The sequence below is a fragment of the Bacilli bacterium genome (genome assembly GCA_036381315.1).
In the GTDB taxonomy this organism is placed as follows: domain Bacteria; phylum Bacillota; class Bacilli; order Paenibacillales; family KCTC-25726; genus DASVDB01.
The window spans coordinates 1-23046 of the sequence record DASVDB010000064.1; the positions used below are offsets into that span (position 1 = coordinate 1).

Here is a 23046-nt window from a genome sequence, read left to right on the forward strand (position 1 = left end):
TCCGGTATCGATTTCATCGTACCTATGAGGAATTGAAACTCCTGAACTAGCTCCATTGGGTACGATAAAACCTCCTGGATTTCATCGTACCTATGAGGAATTGAAACAATCACTCTCATACAACTCTTTGTATACGTAAGCATTTCGATTTCATCGTACCTATGAGGAATTGAAACCCGGCAGGTAGTCTGCCTCACGTGCGCCATTTGCAGATTTCATCGTACCTATGAGGAATTGAAACGCAAGTCGTACATTGGTAAAGTGCCGAACAACGCTGAGATTTCATCGTACCTATGAGGAATTGAAACTGGAATATCGGGAATAAGTTTCAATGATGGTCGAGGAGAGATTTCATCGTACCTATGAGGAATTGAAACACCAGTGCAAGGATTTGGGCCTCGTCCATATTGATCACGATTTCATCGTACCTATGAGGAATTGAAACACCCGTTTGGCGGACTGATGACGGTGCCCTATTGCGATTTCATCGTACCTATGAGGAATTGAAACGGATTTCCTCGGGATGGGTATCCAGTAGCCAACCATACATGATTTCATCGTACCTATGAGGATCCAAATGAGAAAAAATCGTCCCAAGCAGACGCGATTTTGATTGGTGCCGGGATTATGAGTTCCACATTGGGAGTACTGCTCAAAGAATTAGCGCCGGATTGGGACATTACAATATTCGAGCGGCTTGAACAAGCCGGTCAAGAAAGCTCTAACGAGCGGAATAATTCCGGAAGGGGACATGCCGCATTATGCGAGATGAATTATACAATTGAACAACCCGACGGCACGATAAACAACGATGCTGCGGTTAGAATAAACGAGCGCTTTCAATTGTCGAGGCAGTTTTGGGCTTATCTGGTTGACCGCGAATTGATCGGGGATCCACGCCATTTTATTATGGGTCTGCCTCATATCAGTTTTGTAAAGGGCAAAGAAAATGTTGCATTTTTAAAAAAGCGTTTCGCGGTGTTATCCAAACTAAAGAAATGATTCCATCTTATGGCGAAAGATTATCCGAAAAGCCTGAACTTATTGCCGAGATTCAAACTTCGACAGCGCGCGCGCTTGGCTTGAATCAATCGATTGCCTAGATGAAACCCTGAATTTGCCCGGTGCTCCTACTCCGCCAAAATGAATGTTTCGATCACGTGCTTCACGCCTTGCTCGTTGTTGGAAAGGGTGACGTAGTCGGCGATCTGTTTCAGCTGCGGAACAGCGTTTGCCATCGCCACGCCGAGACCGGCGGCCTCGATCATGTCGCGGTCGTTCCAGCTGTCGCCGATTGCGATCACCTGCTCCATCGCGCAACCGAAATGCCGCGCGAGAAAACTAAGCGCCGACCCTTTCGTGCCTTCCGGGTGCATCACTTCCAAATAATTCGGCTTTGATTTGGTAACGTGCGCACTTGCGCCGAGCAGGCGTTCCAGGTCGGGTTTTAAGCGGTCAAGAGTCGCGGGTTCGTCGATCATCAGCATTTTGGTTATCGGCAGCTTGAGCAATCGGGCGAAATCAGGTTCCACAACGAACGGAATGTTGGATTGTCTGGCGTATGCGGTAACTTTTTCATTATGTTCCCGCGTATACAGGACGTCGTCGCAATACACTTGCAAATGCAGCCCGTGCTTTTGCACCCAGGCGAAAACTTCCCGGGCGATCGCTTCCGGCACGGGGCGAAAATAAAGCGTTTCTTCGTCGGGGACAGTTTTGACGAGCGCCCCTTGATAAGTGATGATCGGCACGTTCAGCTCCAGGCGGGCGGCAATTTGTTTGGCGGAAGCAAACATCCGCCCGGTGGCGAGGGTCACTTCCACGCCTCTCGCTTTAGCCTTGGCCAGCGCCTGCCTGGTCTCCGGGGGAATTGCCAATTCGTCATTCAACAGCGTATCGTCAATATCGATTGCGATCATTTTGTATGCCATTCGTTTACGCTCCTGTTCGTTCATCTGTGCGGTGCGCGTCGTAACGCGCAAGGCGCGCAAGGCGGCGCGCTTGCATCATTCCTAATAATCTCATATAATAGCTTGTAAATCTACACTTCCGCCGAAAATTCGGCGAAGATCAATCACCATAAAATGCGGTGACGGAGAAAAGTAAGCGGACACCATTTCCACAGGGAGGAGACGCCGAAGATTGAGAGCGTCCCGGAAGCTGGGCCGACCGAAGTTCGCTCCCGAGCAGTCTTTTGAAACCGTAAAATGTTCCGCAGTCCCAACGGCGGCAATTTGCGGCGCGTAGGAAAGAACGGCGACCGAACCGTTATTCGGCAAAGCGGGAGCGTGTTTTACGGCAACACGGCGCGTTCCAACAAGGGTGGTACCACGGCCTTTTCGTCCCTTTCGGATGAGGGGCTTTTTTTATGTCTAAAAGTACGGGAGGAATGAACATGAAGCAAAGATTGGAGGCGCTTAAAACGGAGGCGCTGCAGGCGCTAAACCGGATTGAAAGCGCGCAGGATTTGAATGATTTCCGTGTAAAATATTTGGGCAAAAAGGGCGCGTTAACCGAAATTTTGCGGGGCATGGGCGCGTTGTCCGCCGCAGAACGCCCGGTGATCGGGCAGTTGGCCAACGACGTAAGAGCGGCGATCGAGCAAGCGATCGACGAATTGCAGGAAAAATTCCGGCGCGAAGCGACCCGCGAACGGCTGGCCGCCGAAACGATCGATGTGACGCTTGCGGGGCGCAGGAAAACATTGGGGGCGATTCACCCGCTGCAGCGCGTCATTCAGGATATTGAAGACATTTTTATCGGCATGGGCTATAAAATCGCGGAAGGTCCGGAAGTGGAAACCGATTATTACAATTTTGAGGCGCTGAATCTGCCGAAAGACCATCCGGCGCGGGATATGCAGGATTCGTTCTACATTACGGACGAGATCTTGCTGCGCACGCAAACGTCGCCGGTGCAAATTCGCACTATGGAAGCGATGAAGGGCGAAGTTCCGGTGAAAATCATTTGTCCCGGCAAAGTGTTCCGCCGTGATGACGACGATGCCACGCACTCTTTTCAATTTATGCAGATTGAAGGTCTGGTCATCGACAAAAACATTCGCATGAGTGATCTGAAAGGGACTTTGCAGCAGTTCGTAAAGGAAATGTTCGGCTCCGCCACGAAGATCCGCCTGCGTCCCAGCTTTTTCCCGTTTACCGAGCCGAGCGCGGAAGTGGACGTAACCTGCGTGCATTGCGGCGGTTCGGGATGCAGGGTGTGCAAGCAATCCGGCTGGCTGGAAATCCTGGGCTCCGGCATGGTCCATCCGCGCGTTTTGGAGATGGGCGGCTATGATCCCGGCGTCTACAGCGGATTTGCTTTCGGCATGGGCGTGGAGCGCATTGCCATGCTGAAATACGGCGTGGACGATATCCGCCATTACTACACCAACGATTTGCGTTTTCTGCAGCAGTTCGTACGGATTTAAGAGAAAAGGGGTTATCAAGATGAAAGTTTCCTACCATTGGCTGTCGGAGTATGTCGATCTGTCCGGCTACAGCGCGCGGGAATTGGCGGACAAACTGACCAGAAGCGGCGTTGAAGTCGATGCGGTGGAGCAGTTGGACAAAGGCGTAACAAACGTGGTTGTCGGTCTTGTCAAATCGCGCGAGCGGCATCCCGACGCGGACAAATTGAGCGTTTGCGTTGTTGACGCCGGAACCGGCGAAGATTTGCAGATCGTCTGCGGAGCGAAAAACGTCGCCGCCGGGCAAAAAGTTCCGGTTGCCCTGATCGGCGCCAAACTGCCGGGCGGCTTGCACATTAAAAAAGCGAAGCTGCGCGGCGTTGAGTCGCATGGCATGATCTGCTCCGCGAAGGAACTTGGCTTAAACGACAAACTTTTGCCGAAAGAGATTCAGGAAGGCATTCTGGTGCTGCCGAATGACGTAACCATCGGCGCCGACATCCACGATGTGCTGGGGCTTTCCGATGAAGTGCTGGAGCTCGATCTGACGCCGAACCGCTCCGATTGTTTGAGCATGATCGGGGTTGCCTACGAGATTGCCGCCATTATCGACTGCGACGTGCGTTTGCCGGACGAGCAAGCGGGACTTGGCGAAACAGGGAAAAAAGCATCCGATCTTTTCAGCGTAAGCATCAGCGCGCCCGAACAGTGTCCCGGCTACACGGCAAGATATCTGGAGAATGTAAAAATCGGCCCGTCGCCGTTATGGATGCAAAACCGTTTGATGGCCGCGGGAATCCGCCCGATCAACAATATTGTCGATATTACGAACTATGTCATGCTGGAATACGGACAGCCCTTGCACGCCTTTGACGCGCACAAGCTTGCCGCGGGCCGCATCGACGTGCGTCTGGCCAAGGCGGGTGAAGAAATCGTCACGCTTGACAATGCGACGCGCAAATTGGAGCCCCATATGCTGGTGATTGCGGATGGCGAGAAGCCGATTGCCGTTGCCGGCGTCATGGGCGGGGCAAATTCCGAAGTTACGTCCGAAACGACGGCGATATTGCTTGAATCGGCGCATTTTGCCGGCAGTTCCGTTCGCAAAACCTCACGCGAGTTGGGGCTTCGTTCGGAAGCTTCCCTAAGGTTTGAAAAGGAAATAAACCCTGATTTTGTCATCCCGGCGTTAAACCGCGCCGCCTCCTTGATGGCGCAATATGCCGGAGCGACGGCAGCAAACGGGGTCGTTGCCGCCGGCACATTGGAAAAACAGCCTGCCGTCGTCGAATTGTCGCTTACCAAAGTGAACAACTACCTGGGCACGCAACTTTCCGGAAAAGAGGTGGCGGCGATCTTCCGCCGTTTGCATTTTGCCTTTGCGGAAACGGAGGATAGCCTATATCGGGTGCAAGTTCCCAATCGCCGCGGGGACATTTCCCTGGATGTCGATTTAATCGAAGAGATTGCCCGTCTCCACGGATACGATGAAATTCCGCTGACGCTGATGAGCGGCGTAACGACGCCGGGCACCCTGACAAAAGCGCAAACGGTGCGCCGCTCGTTGCGCAAACTATTGACCGATCAGGGATTGTGCGAAGCGGTCAACTACTCGGTCACGCATCCGGGCAACGCGGAGAGATTTCCCGGATTGTATCCGGATGCCGTGCCGATTGCGTTGTTCATGCCGATGAGCGAAGACCGCAGCGTCTTGCGCACCAGCCTGATCCCGCAATTGCTTGAACAGGCGGCGTATAACCGCAACCGCGGCGCGCAAGACATTGCGATGTTTGAAATCGGCAACGTATTTTTGGCGAAGGAAAAACGAATATCCGCATTGCCGCAGGAAAAAACGCTGCTCGGCATGTTGCTTGCCGGCGGCAGGTCGTCCGCCCATTGGGCGGGCAAACAGGAACCCGTTGATTTTTACGATCTGAAAGGGATTATCGAAAATCTCCTCGCCTTTTTGGGCATAACCGACGCCGAATTCATGCCGGCGGCTCCGACGGGCATGCATCCGGGCCGCACCGCGGAAGTGCATGGCAAACGTGCCGACGGAAAATCCGTACGGCTCGGCATGTTGGGCCAGCTGCATCCCGAACTTGCGGAAAAGTATGATTTGAAAGACACATTTGTCGCGGAATTGGAGTTGCATCCGCTATACGCGCTTACATCCTCCGCCGTCATGTATCGGGCGTTGCCGCGCTATCCGGCGGTTTCCCGTGATATCGCGGTTGTTGTGGAGGCCAAGACGGCGGCCAAAGACTTGCTTGCCGCTGTAAAATCAGCCGCCGGGGCGCAGCTTGAATCCGCGGAAGTGTTCGATGTGTATGCCGGCGAACGGTTGGGCGCAGGGCGAAAAAGCATCGCGTTATCGCTAGTGTTCCGTCATCCCGAGCGGACGTTGACAGATGAGGAAATTTCCGATATGATGCAGAAAATTATCGCCAGCCTGGAACAAACATTTCACGCGCAACTTCGCTCTTGAAGCAGGAACCGGCGCTCATTTCGCCGAAATATTTTATGGACAATCAGGATCGCTAGGCGCATCACGGTTGATTCGGGGAGGTTTTACGCGATGAATGATGCGGAAAAGACGAGGGTAACCGTTGATATTTATGGCATGCAATACAGATTAATGGGCAATTCGAGCACGGAATATATGCAAAAGGTAGCCGGACATGTCAACGAGCAGATGAACAAGATTGCCAAAGGCCATCCTCGCCTGGATCTGCCGCGGATTGCCGTGCTTGCCGCAGTGAATGTGGCCGACGAATATTTTCGGATGAAAGAGCAATGGGAAGAGCGCCTGAACGATCAGGAAGTCCGCGAGTGGCAGCAAAAATACAGCAAGTTGGAGCAAGCGCACAACGCTTTATTGCGCGAGCGGGAGACGGCAGCCGCCAAGCCGCCGGGCGACTGTGAAGAATGCGCCCGTTTGCGCGAAGAGCTGGCCAAATTGCAGGAAGAATATGAAAAATTGCAGAATGAATACAATGAATGGATACAATTGACGGAAAATGAATGAATGGATTAAAACGGCGGCCGACAATCTCAATGCGCTTGATTGGGCCATTATCGTTCTTGCGGCGGCAAGCCTGATCATAGGCTATATCCGCGGTTTTGTGCGCCAGCTTTTGTCTGTGGCCGGTTGGATAATCGCCTATTTGGCGGCGCATTCGTTTTACGAAAAGCTTTCGCATATGCTGCAAAAATCGGCGCCGCTTGCCGCGTGGAAAGAGTACGACCAATACGCCTTTATGGTGGAAGGGCTGAAACTGGATCGCTATGTCTATAATGCGGTCGCTTTCGCGCTTCTGTTTTTCGGCGTTAAATTTCTGCTATCTATTTTTGCCCGGATTTTCGATTTGCTCGCGAACTTGCCGGGCATTGCCTTTTTCAACAAGTGGGGCGGCGTGCTTTTGGCGTTTTCCGAGACGGTTATCGTTTTCGTGATTGCCGTCAACGTGATGAATGCCATCCCGGCGACACAGGTGCAGCATTTGCTGACAAACTCAAAAATTGTTACGTGGTATATGGAAAACGCTCCCGCGGCAACCGAATGGCTAAAGGTGATGTGGAACAAATAGTCCGCGTGTTTTGGGATAGACGCAATTGGACGAGATTTATGCCCATTAAATTGTTAAAATACGGCAAAGTCGTCTGGTCGCTGCGCGATCATCGCTCCGCGGTCGTGCAAAAAGGCGAATTTGCGGTCGCGGTCGAACCGCTGTCAGTATATGTTTGTCCGACGTTGGATTTTTCCGATGCCATCGCGGGCGTTTGCCAAATATGTCTGGCTGGAACTGGCGAATCTGGACGGCGTATTCAGCGATAACTGCCTCGATTTGTCCGCCGGTGAACAACGGACCGTTTATTTGCGGAAAAATACGCTGTCTCAGCGCGCGACGTCTGCACAACTGGCTCGCGAATTGCTCGTATACAGCGCTTACGATATCGCGGAATAACACGGAAAAGGGCAGACATGACGCCGTATGGCGGCATTGCCTGCCCTTGCAACGCGATATTTCCAAAATCCTTACTCAACGACCAGTTTCGTTTTCATATCGGCATGCCCCGTGCCGCACGGAACGCTGCACTTGATTTCATAGGTGCCCGGTTTTTCCGGTGTGATGACGACACTTTTCTTGTTCGGGTCCAGATTGAATCCAAGTTCTTTGCTTTCCGCCCCGTGAACGCCTTCCTGTTCGTCAAGCGTAATCTTTACCGGTTCGCCTGCCTTAACGTGGTATTCTTCCTGATCGTACTTGAAATTGGATGCGTGCAGTACGATTTCTGTATTCGCCGTGGCGTTTGTATTGTCGGAAGCCGCAGAGTTGTCGTCTTTGTTGCCTCCACATGCGGCGAGTGACAGTATCAAAGCCGCAGAAACAAGAGCAAGTGCTGCTTTTTTCATCGCGATTCCCCTCCAATTGAGATTGATTCTTATTCGTATCTGACAGTATTTATCTTAACAGATCGTGTCCTGATAGTTGTGACAAAATTGTGAACTTATTGACGGAAGTATGAACAAAAAAGGCCCGTTTCCGCAAAGCATGCACTAGCTTGCGGGAACGGGCCTTGCCGGAAAGAAATAGCGATTGTCGGGCTTACTTTGCTGTTTCGTTGCGGCCCCCGTTTTTTCCGGCTTCAAAGGGGTTGCTGATGGGTATAAACAAGTCGATAATCCCGATCACCAGCGCCGCCAAAATCGCACCGATCCAGGTGACTCTTACGCCGCCGACGACAAATTGCGCCAACCAAATGACCAACGCGCTGACGGCGAAGCCGACAATCCCCCGGCCAAACGGGGTAATCCGCTTGCCCCAGATGCCTTCAATGACCCAGCCGATCAAAGCGATGACCAGAGCAAGGAACAATGCGCTCCAAAAGCTGCCGACAGTAAATTGAGGAACAACAAATCCGACAAACATCAGTACAAGCGCCGCAACAATGAAACGGACAATTTGACCAAGGAAATTCATCCTGATTATTCCCTCCTGTATCCTGATCACATTTTCGTGCCTGTTAATCGGTGCCGACTTATTTTTCCCCGACAGTTTAAGTCCATGCAAGGGATTATCCGGCACAGCTTTAAAAGCGGATCAAGTTGCCGGAAAAATAGCTTCCTTGCCGACGGTTGGTTATAATATGGACAGAAATAAGTTGACGGAATGCTAAGGAAAGTGAACGAAGCGTGAATGAAAAATTGCTGCATATGCTGGAATTCGATAAAATCATCCGCAAATGCGCCGCGTTCGCCGCGACTTCTCTCGGGAAAGAACTGGTAACGGCGCTTGTGCCGTCGCCCGATTTGCAAGAGGTGAAGCGGCGTTTAACGGAGACGGATGAAGCAAGCCAGGTAATCCGGCTGAAAGGAGGAGCGCCGTTTGGCGGTATCCGCGATATCAGGGCGGCGGTAAAACGCGCGGCGAAAGGCGGCGTCATTTCGCCGCATGACTTGCTCGATATCGCCAATACGGCGGCTGCGGGGCGGAAACTGAAGCGTTTTTTATTGTCCGTGCATGACGATAAACCGATCCGATCGATTGCCGCGTTGGCTGCGCAATTGGCGGAATTGAAACCGCTCGAAGCATCGATTCAAAGCTGCATTGACGACTCCGGCCAGATTTTGGACAGCGCTTCCGCCGAACTCGCCCATATCCGAAGCGACATACGCGCAGGCGAAGCGCGGGTGCGGGAGAAGCTGGAACAAATGGTGCGCAGCCATTCGCTGCAGAAAATGCTGCAGGAACAATTGATCACCATTCGCAATGACCGCTATGTGATTCCCGTCAAGCAGGAGTACCGCGGACAAATCGGCGGCATCGTGCATGACCAGTCGGCTTCGGGCGCAACGTTGTTTATCGAACCGGAAGCGGTCGTCGCGTTGAACAACAAGTTGCGGGAGCTTACCTTGCGCGAGCAAAAAGAAATCGAAAAAATACTCGCCGCGCTTTCCGCCAAAGTCGGGGAGGAGTCGGATTCGCTGTTGGCAAACGCCGATCTGTTGGCCCGGCTGGACTTTATTTTTGCCAAAGCCGAGTACGCCCGGGCGATTCAGGCGACGCTGCCGGTCATGAACGACAGAGGCTTTTTTAAACTGAAAAAATCCCGCCATCCGCTCATCACAGGCGAAGTCGTTCCGATTGACGTCGAGCTCGGAAACGCCGCTTATTCCATGATCATTACGGGGCCGAATACCGGCGGGAAAACGGTCACGCTAAAGACGGTCGGGCTTCTGCACGTCATGGCCATGGCCGGAATGTTTATCCCTGCGGAAGACGGCAGCCAACTTTGCGTGTTTGATGCCATCTTTGCCGACATTGGGGACGAGCAGAGCATTGAGCAGAACTTGAGCACGTTTTCCAGCCATCTGACGAATATCATTTCCATTTTGCGGGAGATGACGCCCAAAAGTCTCGTTTTGCTGGATGAGGTTGGGGCGGGCACCGATCCCGCCGAAGGCTCGGCGCTCGCCATCGCGATTTTGGAACATATCCATGCAACGGGCTGCCGCCTGATTGCCACCACGCATTACAGCGAGTTAAAAGCGTACGCATACAACCGCAAAGGAGTAGTCAACGCCAGCATGGAATTTGACGTGCAGACGTTGAGCCCCACTTACCGGTTGCTGATCGGCATACCCGGACGCAGCAATGCGTTTGCGATCGCCGAAAGGCTGGGGCTGCCGAAACGGATTATCGCGAGCGCGCAAAGCCAGGTCGGCGAAGAGGATCAACGGGTTGACAGCATGATTGCTTCCCTGGAGGCGAATCGGCTCGGCGCGGAGGCCGAGCGGCAATCCGCGGAACAATTGCGCAGGGAATTGGAGCGGATGAAGCAAGAGCTTGCCGAAGAACGCCGCAAATGGGAAGATGAACGGGAAAAAAGGCTGGCCAAAGCCATCCGCGAAGCGGATGAACTGGTGGCGAAAGCAAAGCGCGAAGCGGCAGCCGTCATTGCCGATTTGCGGCGAATGGCCCTGGAAGAAGGCGCGTCCATCAAAGAGCACAAATTGATCGAGGCGAAACGGAAGCTTGAGCAGGCCGCACCGGAGCTTCCGCGCAAAAAGCCTGGGAAAAACGGCGGAAAAGCAATCAGGGTGAATCCCGGCGATGAAGTGCTCGTAACGCATTTGGGGCAAAAAGGGCATGTCGTTGAATTGGCCGGTCCCAAAGAAGCCGTCGTGCAACTCGGCATTATGAAAATGAAAGTGGACATCGCCGATTTGGAACTTGTCGCGGAGCAAGCGCCGCAAAAACAATGGGAGCGCGTTGCCGCGGGCATAAAACGCACCCGCGACGAACACGTGCGCACGGAGCTCGATCTGCGGGGCATGTCGCTTGCCGACGCGCTATCGGAAGTGGAAAAATTTTTGGATGAAGCGTTTTTGGCGAACTTGCATACGATCAGCATCATCCACGGCAAAGGCACGGGCGTGCTGCGCGGCGGCATTCAGGAGCATTTGCGCCGGCACAAGCATGTCAAAAGCTACCGGCTCGGCAACTACGGCGAGGGCGGCGCGGGCGTGACCGTTGTGGACCTGGCGTAAACATCCGTTTTGAAACCGGACTTGTGGCGCAAGCGTAAAAATGGGTAGGTTACGCTACAAGAGGTGAGAAAATGGATAACGGCGAAGTGGACCGTATGCTGAGCTATCCGTTTCTGGAGACGATCGCTTTTTTTTCCGTGACAATCCTAACTCTCATCGTGTTTCTTTCTGTTTTCGAATTCGTAACAACATACAACAATTGGGAAGAAATCAAGCGCGGAAACGTCGCGGTGGCTTTGGCGACAGGCGGCAAAATTTTCGGCATCTGCAACATTTTCCGGTTTGCGATTGCGCACAACGACTCCGTTTATCATGCGCTTGTCTGGGGAATCTTCGGCTTTATTTTATTGTTGGTCGCTTACTTTTTATTCGAATTTTTGACTCCGGCCTTTAAAATCGATCAGGAAATTAAAGGCGACAACCGCGCAGTGGGGTTCATCTCGTTCACGATTTCGGTTGCGCTTTCTTATGTGATCGGGGCCAGCGTCATATAAGCGGGAAGGTACATCCCAGGAAAGGAACGGTTGGCGATGAAATATTTGCCCAAAACGTTATACTTGTTGGCCATTGTTTTTATCATTATCGGCATTGTATATTTTATTCAGCACACGTAAGGAGTCCGAATCATGAGCAAAAGGCAAATTTGTCCGTGGTGCGCCACGGAAATCGTATGGGATGAGGAAATCGGGCCGGAAGCGTACTGCCCGCATTGTTTCAACGAGTTGGGCGAATACCGCACGGTGCATGTCGAGCTGGATCCCCCCGACAAGGTTGATGATGACGGGAAAAAGGACAACAAACCCGGCTCGGTGATTCAATTTCCGGCAACCGCCAAAAATCCGTCCGGCGAGGTGAAAAAAGGGCTGATCGATTGGGACAACTTGACAGTAAAGGAACTGGGCGTTGTCCGCTTCGCCGAAGCCGTGCAAGCGTTGATCGATGCGCAGGACGAAGCTCCGGAATGCCCGCATTGCCGGGAATTGATGCTCCGCATCGGGACGCGCACGGTTGCGGAAAGCGAGTTTACTCCGCTTGTTCCCGCCGAATTGACGAAGCCGGTTTTGCCCGGGCCTTTCAAGCTGGATTTGTTTGTATGCCCTTCCTGCTTCCATATTTCGACTTTTTTGGCCAAAACGGATCGCGTAAACATGATTGACTCTTTTTTCGACCGGTAAAAATAACTCCAGCGAGGGTTATTTTTATGCAAGGGGAATGCTTGTGCAGAAACAAAAAAAGAAGCTCGGCAGACAAGCTGTGCTGCTCCTTTCCGTGCATGGCATGTTTGCCGCTGCCAATACATTTTCCGCGGTGTTTGTGAATGTGTACCTATGGAAAATCAAGCATGATTTCGCCTTGATCGGTTGGTTTGTCCTGGCAGGTCAGGCGCTGTCGGCGGCGACCTTTTTAGCGGCGGGCAAATGGGCGAAGGAAGGCAATAAAATGAATATCCTGCGGGTGGGCGTTGCGGTTTCCGCGCTGTTTTATCTCGTTATTTTGCTGCTGGAAAAAGACGCCGCCCGTTTTGCCGTGTTGCTAGGCGTCCTGCAGGGAACTTCGCTCGGGTTGTTTTGGCTTGCGTTCAATGTGGTCTATTTCGAAATCACAAATCCGGACAATCGCGACAGGTTCAACGGCTGGGCGGGATTTCTCGGTTCGGCGGCGGGGGCGGTCGCTCCCTGGGCGGCGGGCTTTTTGATCACCAAGATCGACGACAAGATCGGTTATCGCGTCATTTTTGCCATTTCGTTGGGGATTTTTCTGGCGGCGGCGATTGCGAGCTTTTTTCTCAAAAAACACAAAATTGCGGGAAAATTTAATTGGCGGTACGTGCCGGATCTGCTGCAGGACCAACGCAACCAGTGGCGGCGGGTCATTCCGGCATTGGCGGCGCAAGGCGTCCGCGAAGGGGTGTTTGTCTTCGTCATCGGCCTGCTCGTTTACGTAGAGACAAAGAGCGAACTGAAACTCGGCAATTATTCGCTGATCACATCCGCCGTTTCCACGTTCAGCTATTGGTACATCGGCAAAAAACTGCGGCGCAAATTCCGCGGCGCCGGAATGTTGTTTGGAACGCTCGCCATGATCGCGGTCATCTTGCCGTTTTTCTGGAAATTCAATTTTGCCATGCTGCTCCTGTTCGGGATTGGCACGGCGCTGTTTTATCCGCTGTTTGCGATTCCGATGACATCCTCGGTGTTCGATTTGATCGGCGCCAATGAACAGTCGGCCCGCCACCGCGTCGAGCTCATCATTATGCGGGAGTTGGGGCTGAATGCCGGGAGGATGCTCGGGACAATCGGCTTCATCGCGTTAGTGTCGGTGACGCGGTCGCCCACGGCGATCAATTTTTTTCTGCTCGCGATCGGTTCGGCGCCTGTGCTCTCCTGGTTTTTCCTGCGCAACGGGCTTCTCGGCAAAAGGGCTCGGGTTGACAACAGTTAATAATCCGATAAAATAAGTAGGTATAAACAGGCGAAAAAGGGGTGTAGGCAAGATGGCGAAAGTGGTGGACAATATAACGCAGTTGATTGGCGATACACCCGTAATCCGATTGCATCGCATTGTGCCGGAGGGTGCGGCGGAAGTTTGTGTAAAGCTGGAATATTTTAATCCGAGCGGCAGCGTAAAAGACCGGGCTGCCTATAATATGATCGCGCGGGCTGAACAGGAAGGCATCTTAAAGCCGGGAGCGACGATCATCGAGCCGACGAGCGGCAACACCGGGATCGGGCTGGCGATGAATGCGGCGGCCAAAGGATATCGCGCGATCCTTGTAATGCCGGACAATATGACGAAAGAACGCATCAATTTGCTCAAGGCATATGGCGCCGAAGTGGAACTCACGCCCGCGGCCGAACGGATGCCGGGCGCGATACGCCGGGCGCAGGAGTTGAAGGAACAAATCCCCGGCAGTTTTATCCCGCAGCAATTTGAAAATCCGGCCAATCCGGACATTCACCGGATTACGACGGCGAAAGAAATTTTGGAACAAACGGACGGCAGGCTCGACGCGTTTGTCGCTTCTTCGGGGACGGGCGGAACCGTAACCGGGACGGGAGAAGAATTGAAAAAGGCGCTTCCCGATTTAAAGGTGTACGTGGTCGAACCGAAAGGCTCGCCGGTGCTTTCCGGCGGAAAACCGGGCCCGCATAAACTGGTTGGAACAAGCCCCGGCTTTATTCCGAAAATCCTGAATATGAACGTTTTCGATGAAATCATTCAGGTCGCGGATGAAGACGCTTTGCAGACGACACGCGAACTGGCGGCGAAAGAAGGCATTTTGGTCGGTCCTTCGTCCGGCGCGACCGTCTGGACGGCTATCCAGGTGGCGAAAAAATTGGGCGAAGGCAAGCGCGTCTTGTGCATTGCGCCGGATACGGGCGAACGGTATATGAGCATGGGGATTTTTGGCGTATTGGCATAACGCAAGCGGCGGGCCGTCTTTCATGAGGCGGCCTGTTTTTATTTGATTGTGATTGCATAAATATACAGAAAAACGTATAATTATAGAGATAGAAATTCGGCTTTGCCATGCCTGGGCATTTGCGGAAAGCTGAAGCGCACAAGGAGGAATAGTGATGAAGACGATATATGACCCGGTTATCCCCGATAAGAGTTCGCTGCAAGCGTTGTATGAATTAACCATAAATCCGGACGCAAGCGGCAAACATTTTGACGAATGGTACGAGGCGGTGAAATCTGGCAGTTGGCGCGCCGTTTCCGTGTATGAAGACGGGATATTGACAGGCTTTGGCCGGATCATTTGCGACGGAAGCGACCATGCGGCCATTGCCGATGTGATCGTAGCGCCGTCGCGGCAATTTTCCGATATCCGTGCAAACTTGTTAAAATTGCTTAAAGCGGAATGTAAATTTTCGGCAAATCCGTTTTTTAAACGCCCATATCATCCATTTGAAGATTTGCAGAATCAAGAAAACCGTTGTAATATGTAAGAATAATAATTCTAGCTGGTGGCCGGGAGGTTCGCTCCATGAATGAACTGAAGCTGAAAATTCTTGAGTTGCTGCGGGAAGATGCAAGATATGATGCGGCGCTGATTTCGACCATGTTGGGAGTGCCGGAAGCGGAAATCGCCGCGGCGATCAGGGAATTGGAAGAAGACCGGACAATCGTCAAATACGCTACGGTAATCAATTGGAGCAAAATTGACGACGAAAAGGTAACCGCGTTGATCGAAGTGCAGATCACGCCCGAACGCGGTCGCGGATTTGACGCGTTGGCAGAGCGAATCTACCTGTTCCCGGAAGTGAAAAGTGTATTTTTGATGTCGGGCGCATACGATCTCTTGGTGGAGATTGAGGGCAAGTCGCTTAAAGAAGTGGCGGGATTCGTATCCACCAAGTTGTCTACTTTGGATTCGGTTATATCCACGAAAACGCATTTTATCCTGAAGAAATATAAACAGGATGGAATTATTTTCGAAGAACATGAAGGCGACCACCGCCTGCCGATTTCGCCGTAAAGGAAGAATGCCATGATCAGGCAGAATGAAACACCCACGAAAGTTAAATCGATGCAGGATTATTTGAATCCGCGAGTGAGAGATATTCCGCCGTCCGGAATCCGCAAATTTTTTGACCTTGCCGTGGCCAGCAAGGATGTGATCTCGCTGGGCGTCGGCGAACCGGATTTTATTACTCCCTGGCATGTCCGGGAGGCGTCCGTTTATGGTCTGGAACAAGGCAAAACAACCTATACGCCCAATGCGGGCCTCCCTGAACTCAGGGAATTGATCGGAGAGTATTTGTACAATTCGTTTCATGTCCGCTATGAACCGTCCAACCAGATTATCATAACGGTCGGCGGCAGCGAAGCAATCGATCTGGCGCTGCGCGCTTTGGTTGCTCCGGGCGACGAGGTGCTGCTGCATGAACCGACGTTTGTCGCTTACAGCCCGATCATCTCCATTACCGGGGGACGGACGGTTCCGATCGAAACGTTTGCCAAAGACAATTTCAAGCTCACTCCCGAATCGTTAAAGGCTCATTTGACGCCAAAATCAAAAGTGCTTATTTTGGGCTTTCCGAACAATCCGACCGGCGGCGTCATGACGTACGAGGATTGGCTGCCGATCGCCAAAATCGTCGAGGAACACGATTTGCTGGTGATCACGGACGAAATTTATGCGGAACTCACCTATGGACAAAAACATACAAGTTTCGCGTCGCTGCCGGGGATGCAGGACCGTACCGTGCTGATCAGCGGTTTTTCCAAAGCGTTTGCCATGACGGGATGGCGGCTCGGTTATGCGTGCGGGCATCCCGATATTATCGCGGCTATGCTGAAAGTGCATCAATACACGATCATGTGCGCGTCGCATATGGCGCAACTGGCGGGAATCGAGGCGCTAAAAAACGGCATGGAAGAAAAAGACCGCATGGTCGAATCGTATAATCAGCGGCGCCGTTTGGTCGTCAAAGGGTTTCGCGACATCGGGCTGGAATGTCACGAACCGATGGGCGCGTTTTATGCGTTTCCATCCATCGCTTCAACCGGGCTTTCGTCCGAGCAATTTGCGCAACGGTTGCTGGTTGAGGGCAAAGTTGCCGCCGTTCCGGGCAACGTTTTCGGGCTCGGGGGAGAAGGCTTTATCCGCTGCTCATATGCCACCTCGGTTGCCCAGCTCACCGAAGCGTTGGAACGAATCGGAAAATTTGTGCAAAAAATTAGGACATTTTAAATATTAGCAGGAAAACCGACCGTCGACGGAGAAAGTAAAAATAAGCTGAAATTTGTCGGCAACAGCTTATACAGAATGTGATTCGTCTTTCTGATGTTTGAACGTCTGCAAGTCGGAACTGTTCGAACAAGGGGGGAACACAAAATGGCGGTCGCAAAAAATACATCCATCAAGCCTGAACGTATGCTTCCCGCGCTGGCGATGCTGGACGAGGAAATCGGCTACCTGCGAAAGCGCATGGAACGGCTGATCGTAGTTGAACAATCATTTACTGCCGAGAGAGTAATACAGATTAGTCGGCAGCTGGATGAGAAAATCAACGAATATATAAGGCGAGCAAAAAAGAGCCGTTGACGCGGCTCCTTTTTGTTGCGCTTTTTATATTATGCTATGATAGTTTTGAGGATGCGGCATTGCCGCGCAATGCTTGGGAGGAACCAACCATGAAGATTTACACGCGGTCGGGAGACCATGGAAAGACTTCGGTTATCGGGGCCAGAGTGGATAAGGACGACTGCAAAATCGAGGCCTATGGCACGATAGACGAGTTGAACAGCTTTGTCGCGCTGGCGGCGGCGACGCTATCTGCCGGACCATGCGGCGATTTGCAAGCGCCGCTTACGGAAATTCAGCATGAATTGTTTGACTGCGGGGCGGATTTGGCATACGCCGAATCGGGCAAACATCCCTTTAAAGTAAATGCGGAAATGGTGAAAAAATTGGAGGGATGGATTGACCGATATACGGAGGAGTGCCCGCCGATCAAAAAATTTATATTGCCGGGCGGAAGCGAACCGGCAGCCCTCTTCCACGTTTGCCGAACGGTCTGCCGGCGGGCGGAGCGGCAGACGGTCGCATTGAGCAAGCGGGAAGACGTCAATCCCGAAGTTTTACGCTATCTAAACCGGCTTTCCGATTTGTTTTTTGTTTTGGCCCGCGTCGCCAATGTGCGTCTCGGCGTCGCCGATGTTGCGTATGTGCGCAGCGCCGATGTGTTTTGAGGCTTTTTGCATGGATGCGGCTGAACCGTTGCGTTTTCGCGTGAGCGGGCGGGAAGACGGATGGCTGCTTAAAACGGTGCTGAGAAGCAAGTTGCGGTTGTCGCGAAAACTGCTCAGCAAGTTGAAACGTTCGGAAACCGGCATTTTGCTCAACGGATCGCGCGCCTGGGTAAACGTTCCCGTCAAGGCGGGCGATCTGATCGAAGTCCATCTGCCCGTGGAGCAGTCCACCGATATTTTACCGCAGCCAATTCCGTTTCGGATCATTTTCGAAGACGCCCATCTGCTCATTGTGGACAAGCCAGCCGGCATCGTGGTGCATCCGACGCACGGGCACTATATCAATACGCTTGCCAACGGCGTCGTTCACTATTGGCGGGAAAAAGGCGAAATATGCCGCTTCCGGCCCATTCACCGGCTGGATCAGGAAACTTCGGGCGTCTTGGCCATTGCCAAATCGCAGTATGCCCACCAGCAAATCTCCTTGCAGATGCAAGCCGGGACGATGGAAAAAGCCTATCTGGCGATTGCGCATTCCGTTCCGCCGGCAAAACAGGGAACCGTTGACGCGGCAATCGGCCGGGATCCGGCAAATCCCCGCATGCGTATCATTATGCCAAACGGCTACCGGGCAATTACGCATTATGCCGTGCAGGAAGTTTACGGTTGTCCGCCTGCGGCGTCGCTCATCAGGCTGCGGCTGGAAACGGGGCGCACCCATCAAATTCGCGTCCATTTGCGGCATCTCGGCTGCCCGTTGGTTGGCGACAAACTGTATGGAGCTGCGTCGTTGCCAAACGAAGAACAGCGGCGTTTGCCCGACGGCTTAATCGGCCGGCAGGCTTTGCACGCCGCGAGTTTGGCGTTTCATCATCCGCTTACCGGCGATCGCATGCGTTTTTCCGCAAATTTGCCCGAAGATATGGAACGGCTCATCGCCCAATTGCGCACAGATTGATCAAAACCAATTTGTCATTTGATCCCATTTGGAGGTGTCGACAATGAAAGTGAAAATCTATCAAAATCCGCGCTGCACATCTTGCCGCAAGGCTGTCAAGTGGTTAAGCGATCATCAGATTGAAGCGGAAAAAATTCCGATTATCGAGCAACCGCCGAATATAAACGAACTCAAGCAAATCATTGCGAATAGCGGGCTGGATGTTGCCAAGCTTTTTCACAAATCGGGAGCGGCGTACCGCGCGTTTCCGAAAGACAAGCTGCGGGAAATGACGGAAGAGGAGCAGATCGCGCTGCTCGCTGCGGACGGAAATTTGCTGAGACGTCCGATTATTACCGGCGACGGCAAGGCAACGGTTGGTTTTAATGAAATAGAGTATGCGAAAACCTGGGGCGCATGAGAGCGTGAACCGACTGATGAAGCGCGTTTTCCCGGGAAATAATGCTTTATGCACGTATGGTGAGCAACCGGACCGCAAGCGCATATAATGGCTGAAACAAGACGGGAAGGAACGAAGCCATATGGGCTTGTTTATGTTATTATGGTGGTTGATTACCATCATCGCATTATTTTGGGTTTATTCCGATGCTTCCCGGAAGAAAGGCGCCAACATCGGCTGTTTGTGGACGCTGGTTGTGTTCATTTTGGGCCCGCTGGGTTTTATCGCTTACTTGATCGTGCGGAATGCCGATTAGAGCAAATTTCTATATTTATGTAACCTTTTTCCGAAACGGCGCGTCTATGAATTTGAAAAACAGACGGAATCGGCAAAGCCGGGAAAGGGGTTATGTTGATGAATGCGAAAAAAACGCTGTTTGTCGTCGTGGCGGCGGCGTTGGCATTGTTTATTGCCCTTCCTTTTGTCAATGGCGACAGGGAACATGCGGGCGGAAACAATTCCGTTTTTGCCCAAAGCGACAACACGGACGCAAGAACGCGCACGATATCGGTAACCGGAGAAGGAGAAATCAAAGTGGAGCCGGATGTCGCTTATGTGTCGATCGGCGTGCAGACCGAGGCGGCCACCGCCAATGAGGCGCAAACAGCCAATGCCGACGCTTTTGCGGATTTGCAAAAAATGTTGGCGAATTATGCGGTGGACAAGAAAGACATCAAGACAACGAATTTTTCCGTACAACCGCAGTATCAATATGGCGAAAACCAAAAGCCGAAAATTGTCGGTTATACCGCCACGCACATGATCGAAGTCACCTACCGGAAGCTGGACATGCTTGGCGCCATGCTCGACGATCTGTCCAAGGCAGGCGCAAATCGCGTCAACAACATCCGGTTCGGCACGGAAAAACAGCATGAATATGAATTGCAGGCATTGGACAAAGCGATGGATAACGCCCGCGCAAAGGCGAATGCGTTGGCCAAAAACGCTGGCGGTTCGGTAAAAGGCGTTCTTAACATCACGCAAAACGGCAGCTCCGGCCCGCCGCAAATTTACACAAACATTACCGCAGCGGCGGCAAAATCGCTTGCGGCGGCGGATACGACGACCATTTCATCCGGCCAATTAACGATTCAAGCGAGCGTAAGCGTGCAGTTTGCGTTTTAACGTTTGGATTGCACTCAAAGGACCGTCCGGAATATTTTCCGGACGGTTTTACATAACAGGCAAGATTAATAAATTACTGGGTACTAGCGCAAAAATGCATTTTCCGAAAACAAGGTGCGGATACGACCTTCATTTTTCTATCCGGTTCGCTCCACGCGGATTACATTTTGGACTAGAGGGAATTGCACAAAAAAAGAATGGCAACGCCAGGCCATTTTTTTTGTTGACAGGAAGTGATGGCTATATTATTGTATTAGTGTATTAGATAAATAATACTGTGATACAATATGGGGGCGGAGGAGGTATGTCTGTGGAATTTAACGATCGGGAACCGATATATATTCAGATTGTTGACGATTTTAAGCGCAAACTGGCCAACGGATCTTATCAGCCCGGTCAGGTAATTCCGTCGCGCAGAGAACTGGCCAAACGGCTGGGCGTGAATCCGAATACGGTGCAGAGAGCCTACAAAGAAATGGAAGACGCCGGTTGGATCAGGACAATCCGCGGCCTTGGCAGCGTGCTGGCCGATGATCCCGCGGTGCTGGCGTCCTTCAAGGAAGAACTTTTCGTCGATATGACGCGAAAATTTGTCGAGTCCATGCTTGCGCATGGCAAAACGGGCGAAGAAATTTTGAAATTGGTGAAACAACAATTGGGCATGCAATGAAAAGCTTGTAAAATGCTTACCGAAGAAAGGAGATTTTTTTGATGATTGAGATCCGCCAGGCGGTAAAAAAATTCGGCAAAATTTACGCTCTCAACAATGCCACCTGCACGATTGAGCGAGGCAGAATCGTAGGTGTGCTCGGGATTAACGGAGCGGGCAAATCCACCATGCTAAAGGCGATCGCCGGCTTGATCAGGCTTCATTCGGGCGAGGTGCAGATCGATGGCGACCGTCCGTCGATTGCAACCCGCAAAAAAATTGCCTATCTGCCGGAAATCGATGTGCACTATTCCTGGATGACCGTTGGCGATGCGATGGCTTATTTTCAGGATTTTTATGGCGACTGGGACGAAAGTAAAGCAAACCATCTGCTTGATTACTTTCAATTGAACGCAAGGTCCGAGATCAGCCGGATGTCAAAAGGAACGCGGGCCAAAACGAAACTGCTGCTCGCGCTAAGCCGCAAATGCGAGTATTTGTTGCTTGACGAGCCGTTATCCGGGATTGATGTCTTATCGCGGGAAAACCTGCTTAACGGGCTTGTTGCGGATTTTGCCGAGGAAGGCCAAACGATTGTGATTACAACGCACGAAGTTAAAGAAGTTGAAGCGATCCTGGACGACGTGCTGTTTATCCGCGACGGGGAAATTGTGCTCAAAGGCAATTTGGACGAACTGAAACAGTCGCGCAAGCAATCTTTGATTGACATGATGAAGGAGTTGTATGTTCATGAGACAGTTTAACCGTTTGCTGGCAACCGATTTTCGCAATGTTCGCAATTTATTGGTGATTGTCGCGGCAATTATTGTGGTGGCGCATGTCGCTTTTCTCATCGCAACCGGATCGATGAGCGAAACAAGCGCGAACGGCTGGTTTGTCGCGGTTAACGGGCTTATAATCGGGACGGTGGTTATTGTGCCAATCGTGTTGTCGTTTACCATCTGGTCGAAAGAATGGGAACTGAATACCCATTACGTTCTGTTTTCCTTGCCGGTGCCGCGTTGGTACATCCTGCTTTCCAAACTGATTGTCGTAGTGTCCGTCTTTCTTACTCTGTGCGCCTTTGCTGTTTTCGGCTATTTCATGGATATATCGCTGCACCGAAATTTTCCCGAACTTATTGGCAATCTGAGCGGAAAAAATGTCTTTTATGAATTTTTGAATTACCTGGTTGCCGTAAACTCGGCGATGCTCGGTTATTTGGCCGGAAAGTCGCTGCCAAAACTGCGCGGGCTGGTTACGTTTATCCTGTTTATTGCTTTAGTGAACATCCCCAATTACATCATGGGATTTCCGATTTTCACCGTAAGACATTCCGCCACCCAAGCGGCTCGATCGGCGGCCATTCCGCTGGATCAATCGTATTGGACGGCAATCATCGTCCTTTTGCTTGTCAATCTGCTGTATATCGTCGCGAGCGGCGTCATCCTGAAAAAAAGAATTGAGTTGTAATGGTATGGTATAATAGCTGGGATGTCGTATTTAAAAACCAAGGAGTAGATTCCATTGTCTGATATCCCGGCCGCAAAAACTTCCGCACGCCAAAACACCGTCCTACTGGTTGACGGCATGGCGCTCTTGTTTCGCGCTTTTTACGCAACGTCGCATTCCGGCTATATCATGAAAACGAGCTCGGGGCTTCCCACGAATGCCGTTTACGGTTTCGTCAAATATTTTTGGGACGCGATTGCGACATTCCGCCCAAGCCACGTCGTATGCTGCTGGGATATGGGCGGCGAGACGTTTCGCACGGAAAAATTTCCCGATTATAAAGCGAATCGGCTTGACCCGCCGGAAGAAATAATTCCGCAGTTTGCTTTGGCAAAAGATGTCGTCGCCAGTTTCGGTGTGGTCAATATCGGGGTCAAAGGCTACGAAGCGGACGATTGCATCGGGACGCTTTCCCGCCTTTACGGCGAACAAGCGCATGTTTATATATTGACCGGCGATCGGGATATGCTGCAATTGGTCGCTGAAAATGTGCATGTTGTTTTGATGAAGAAAGGCCAATCGCATTATGCCGTTTTCGACCCGGAAACGCTGGCCGAGGTATGGCAGCTAACTCCGGAACAGATCGTGGATTTGAAAGGTTTGATGGGAGATCCAAGCGACAATTATCCGGGCGTGAAAGGAATCGGCGAAAAGACGGCGGTCAAGCTGCTGCGGGAATTCGGCTCGATCGAGGGGA

Annotated in this window: 26 protein-coding genes, 1 pseudogene and 1 CRISPR repeat array; of the genes and pseudogenes, 24 read left to right on the forward strand and 3 right to left on the reverse strand. The window is 51.9% G+C overall.

The window, feature by feature from the left end; genetic code table 11:
* Positions 1–9: 9 nt before the first annotated feature.
* Positions 10–580: direct repeats of the CRISPR family, unit length 30 nt; unit sequence GATTTCATCGTACCTATGAGGAATTGAAAC.
* Positions 581–606: 26 nt separating this feature from the next.
* Positions 607–987 (forward strand): annotated as a pseudogene (locus tag VF260_04920) (malate:quinone oxidoreductase).
* A gap of 143 nt (positions 988–1130) precedes the next feature.
* On the opposite strand, the gene VF260_04925 reads toward VF260_04920, so the two are convergent.
* On the reverse strand, positions 1131–1931 hold the full coding sequence (locus VF260_04925; GenBank protein HEX7056523.1) for a Cof-type HAD-IIB family hydrolase: 801 nt from the start codon (positions 1929–1931) through the stop codon (positions 1131–1133).
* 464 nt (positions 1932–2395) lie between these two features.
* Between VF260_04925 and pheS the strand changes: the two genes are divergently transcribed.
* From pheS to VF260_04950, 5 genes are all read left to right on the forward strand, one after another.
* Positions 2396–3430, forward strand: a complete 1035-nt coding sequence (gene pheS, locus VF260_04930) for a phenylalanine--tRNA ligase subunit alpha (protein ID HEX7056524.1) — start codon at positions 2396–2398, stop codon at positions 3428–3430.
* 19 nt (positions 3431–3449) lie between these two features.
* Complete coding sequence (gene pheT / locus VF260_04935; GenBank protein HEX7056525.1) at positions 3450–5897, forward strand: phenylalanine--tRNA ligase subunit beta; 2448 nt, start codon at positions 3450–3452, stop codon at positions 5895–5897.
* A gap of 90 nt (positions 5898–5987) precedes the next feature.
* On the forward strand, positions 5988–6437 hold the full coding sequence (zapA, locus tag VF260_04940; GenBank protein HEX7056526.1) for a cell division protein ZapA: 450 nt from the start codon (positions 5988–5990) through the stop codon (positions 6435–6437).
* Positions 6430–6999: a CvpA family protein gene (locus VF260_04945; GenBank protein ID HEX7056527.1), complete on the forward strand. Its 570-nt coding sequence runs from the start codon at positions 6430–6432 to the stop codon at positions 6997–6999. Before zapA ends, VF260_04945 begins: the two co-directional genes overlap by 8 nt.
* 177 nt (positions 7000–7176) lie before the next feature.
* Entirely contained in the window at positions 7177–7377 is a 201-nt protein-coding gene (locus VF260_04950; protein HEX7056528.1) for a glycoside hydrolase family 2 protein, read from the forward strand.
* 71 nt (positions 7378–7448) lie between these two features.
* Here VF260_04950 and VF260_04955 read toward each other — a convergent pair whose 3' ends face one another.
* Together VF260_04955 and VF260_04960 are read right to left on the reverse strand one after the other, a co-directional pair.
* A complete protein-coding gene (locus VF260_04955) occupies positions 7449–7826 on the reverse strand; it encodes a cupredoxin domain-containing protein (protein ID HEX7056529.1) in 378 nt (125 codons plus the stop codon).
* 193 nt (positions 7827–8019) lie between these two features.
* Entirely contained in the window at positions 8020–8394 is a 375-nt protein-coding gene (locus tag VF260_04960) for a phage holin family protein (protein ID HEX7056530.1), read from the reverse strand.
* A gap of 212 nt (positions 8395–8606) precedes the next feature.
* Between VF260_04960 and VF260_04965 the strand changes: the two genes are divergently transcribed.
* The 18 genes from VF260_04965 to VF260_05050 all read left to right on the forward strand — a co-directional run.
* A complete protein-coding gene (locus VF260_04965) occupies positions 8607–10964 on the forward strand; it encodes an endonuclease MutS2 (protein HEX7056531.1) in 2358 nt (785 codons plus the stop codon).
* A 71-nt stretch (positions 10965–11035) separates the two neighbouring features.
* Complete coding sequence (locus tag VF260_04970) at positions 11036–11458, forward strand: DUF350 domain-containing protein (GenBank protein HEX7056532.1); 423 nt, start codon at positions 11036–11038, stop codon at positions 11456–11458.
* Positions 11459–11590: 132 nt separating this feature from the next.
* Positions 11591–12139 carry a hypothetical protein gene (locus tag VF260_04975; protein HEX7056533.1) on the forward strand — a complete coding sequence of 183 codons (549 nt, stop codon included), beginning with the start codon at positions 11591–11593 and terminating at the stop codon, positions 12137–12139.
* 43 nt (positions 12140–12182) lie between these two features.
* The gene (locus VF260_04980) at positions 12183–13406 is read left to right on the forward strand and encodes an MFS transporter (protein ID HEX7056534.1); all 1224 of its coding nucleotides are present in this window, start codon (positions 12183–12185) and stop codon (positions 13404–13406) included.
* Positions 13407–13458: 52 nt separating this feature from the next.
* A complete protein-coding gene (cysK, locus tag VF260_04985) occupies positions 13459–14388 on the forward strand; it encodes a cysteine synthase A (protein HEX7056535.1) in 930 nt (309 codons plus the stop codon).
* A gap of 154 nt (positions 14389–14542) precedes the next feature.
* Positions 14543–14917, forward strand: a complete 375-nt coding sequence (locus VF260_04990) for a hypothetical protein (protein ID HEX7056536.1) — start codon at positions 14543–14545, stop codon at positions 14915–14917.
* A gap of 38 nt (positions 14918–14955) precedes the next feature.
* Positions 14956–15447 (forward strand): Lrp/AsnC family transcriptional regulator, encoded by a 492-nt coding sequence (locus tag VF260_04995; GenBank protein HEX7056537.1) that lies wholly within the window; start codon positions 14956–14958, stop codon positions 15445–15447.
* Positions 15448–15459: 12 nt separating this feature from the next.
* Positions 15460–16665, forward strand: coding sequence for an aminotransferase class I/II-fold pyridoxal phosphate-dependent enzyme (locus tag VF260_05000; protein ID HEX7056538.1), 1206 nt, complete (start codon positions 15460–15462; stop codon positions 16663–16665).
* 144 nt (positions 16666–16809) lie between these two features.
* Entirely contained in the window at positions 16810–17019 is a 210-nt protein-coding gene (locus tag VF260_05005) for an aspartyl-phosphate phosphatase Spo0E family protein (protein ID HEX7056539.1), read from the forward strand.
* Between the two features lie 89 nt (positions 17020–17108).
* Complete coding sequence (locus VF260_05010; GenBank protein ID HEX7056540.1) at positions 17109–17666, forward strand: cob(I)yrinic acid a,c-diamide adenosyltransferase; 558 nt, start codon at positions 17109–17111, stop codon at positions 17664–17666.
* 10 nt (positions 17667–17676) lie between these two features.
* Positions 17677–18624 (forward strand): RluA family pseudouridine synthase, encoded by a 948-nt coding sequence (locus tag VF260_05015; GenBank protein HEX7056541.1) that lies wholly within the window; start codon positions 17677–17679, stop codon positions 18622–18624.
* A 43-nt stretch (positions 18625–18667) separates the two neighbouring features.
* Positions 18668–19024, forward strand: a complete 357-nt coding sequence (locus VF260_05020) for a Spx/MgsR family RNA polymerase-binding regulatory protein (GenBank protein ID HEX7056542.1) — start codon at positions 18668–18670, stop codon at positions 19022–19024.
* Positions 19025–19145: 121 nt separating this feature from the next.
* A complete protein-coding gene (locus VF260_05025) occupies positions 19146–19319 on the forward strand; it encodes a hypothetical protein (GenBank protein HEX7056543.1) in 174 nt (57 codons plus the stop codon).
* 98 nt (positions 19320–19417) lie between these two features.
* A complete protein-coding gene (locus tag VF260_05030) occupies positions 19418–20188 on the forward strand; it encodes an SIMPL domain-containing protein (protein ID HEX7056544.1) in 771 nt (256 codons plus the stop codon).
* A 304-nt stretch (positions 20189–20492) separates the two neighbouring features.
* The gene (locus VF260_05035) at positions 20493–20858 is read left to right on the forward strand and encodes a GntR family transcriptional regulator (protein ID HEX7056545.1); all 366 of its coding nucleotides are present in this window, start codon (positions 20493–20495) and stop codon (positions 20856–20858) included.
* Positions 20859–20899: 41 nt separating this feature from the next.
* Positions 20900–21601, forward strand: a complete 702-nt coding sequence (locus tag VF260_05040; protein HEX7056546.1) for an ABC transporter ATP-binding protein — start codon at positions 20900–20902, stop codon at positions 21599–21601.
* Complete coding sequence (locus VF260_05045) at positions 21588–22310, forward strand: hypothetical protein (GenBank protein ID HEX7056547.1); 723 nt, start codon at positions 21588–21590, stop codon at positions 22308–22310. The genes VF260_05040 and VF260_05045 overlap by 14 nt, the downstream gene beginning before the upstream one ends.
* Before the next feature lie 117 nt (positions 22311–22427).
* Positions 22428–23046, forward strand: a 619-nt coding sequence (locus VF260_05050) for a 5'-3' exonuclease (protein ID HEX7056548.1), incomplete at its 3' end; no start/stop codon positions are given.